The following is a 925-nucleotide window of genomic DNA, read 5'->3' on the forward strand; positions in this document are numbered from 1 at the left end:
GGTCGACGCCGGTCGTGAGGCGTTCAGTTCGGGAATGCTCGAACCGCGCGACGTCGCCGTGCCATCGACACCGATGGTCGGCAGGGCCGTTTTTTCATGAAGCTCGATCCCTTCTACCTGATCGTCGACAGCGCCGCCTGGATCGAAAGGTTGGCGCCGCTCGGCGTCAAGCTGATTCAGCTTCGCATCAAAACCATGGATGAAACCGGGCTGCGCGCGGAGATCCGCAAGTCGAAGGCCTGGTGTGTCCAACACAAAAGCCAGCTCATCATCAATGATTATTGGCGCCTGGCAATCGAGGAAGGCTGCGATTTCGTGCATCTGGGCCAGGAGGATTTGCACACGGCCGACCTCTCGAGGATACGGGCAGCGGGCGTCAGGCTCGGATTGAGCACGCATGATCATGTCGAGCTGGAAACGGCCATGTTTGCCGAGCCCGACTATGTCGCGCTCGGTCCGATCTATCCCACCACTTTGAAGAAAATGAAGTGGGCACCGCAAGGGCTAGAGCGGATCAGCGAGTGGAAGCGGCGGGTGGCGCCGATCCCATTGGTCGCCATCGGCGGCCTCAACCCCGACCGCCTCGACGGCGTCTTTGAGGCCGGCGCCAACAGCGCCGCAGTGGTCACGGACATCACGTTGAGCTTCGACGCCGAAGCGCGCACGCGAGAATGGATCGAAAAGACGGACCGATGGCGATGAGACGAGAACCGCATGTGCTTGTCGTTGGCGGATCAGATTCCAGCGGGGGTGCTGGAATAGCACGCGACATCGAGACGATCTCTGCCGTTGGCGTGCGCACCTGTCTCGCCGTCACAGCGCTAACGGTGCAAACGCACGACGCCGTGATCGAAATCCATCATTCGCCACCCAGCATGGTGGCCAATCAGATGTGTGCCGCGCTACAGGCCAACGACGTAGCCAC

At 61.1% G+C, this 925-nt stretch carries 2 protein-coding genes and 1 pseudogene; all 3 read left to right on the forward strand.

The features are described 5' to 3' along the window. A pseudogene (locus EOB49_RS34180) lies at window positions 1-100 on the forward strand (thiazole synthase); the annotation flags it as partial. Next, window positions 97-702, forward strand: coding sequence for a thiamine phosphate synthase (locus EOB49_RS34185; protein WP_127383525.1), 606 nt, complete (start codon window positions 97-99; stop codon window positions 700-702). The pseudogene EOB49_RS34180 and the gene EOB49_RS34185, both read left to right, overlap by 4 nt. Continuing rightward, a partial coding sequence (locus EOB49_RS34190; protein ID WP_206526194.1) for a bifunctional hydroxymethylpyrimidine kinase/phosphomethylpyrimidine kinase occupies window positions 693-925 on the forward strand: 233 nt, incomplete at its 3' end. The genes EOB49_RS34185 and EOB49_RS34190, both read left to right, overlap by 10 nt.

Source organism: Mesorhizobium sp. M7A.F.Ca.MR.148.00.0.0 (genome assembly GCF_003997735.1).
Classification (GTDB): Bacteria; Pseudomonadota; Alphaproteobacteria; order Rhizobiales; family Rhizobiaceae; genus Mesorhizobium.

Bases quoted from the DNA above. Each gene is read 5' to 3' on its own strand.
- EOB49_RS34185 (WP_127383525.1), top strand. From the start codon at position 97: ATGAAGCTCGATCCCTTCTACCTGATCGTCGACAGCGCCGCCTGGATC.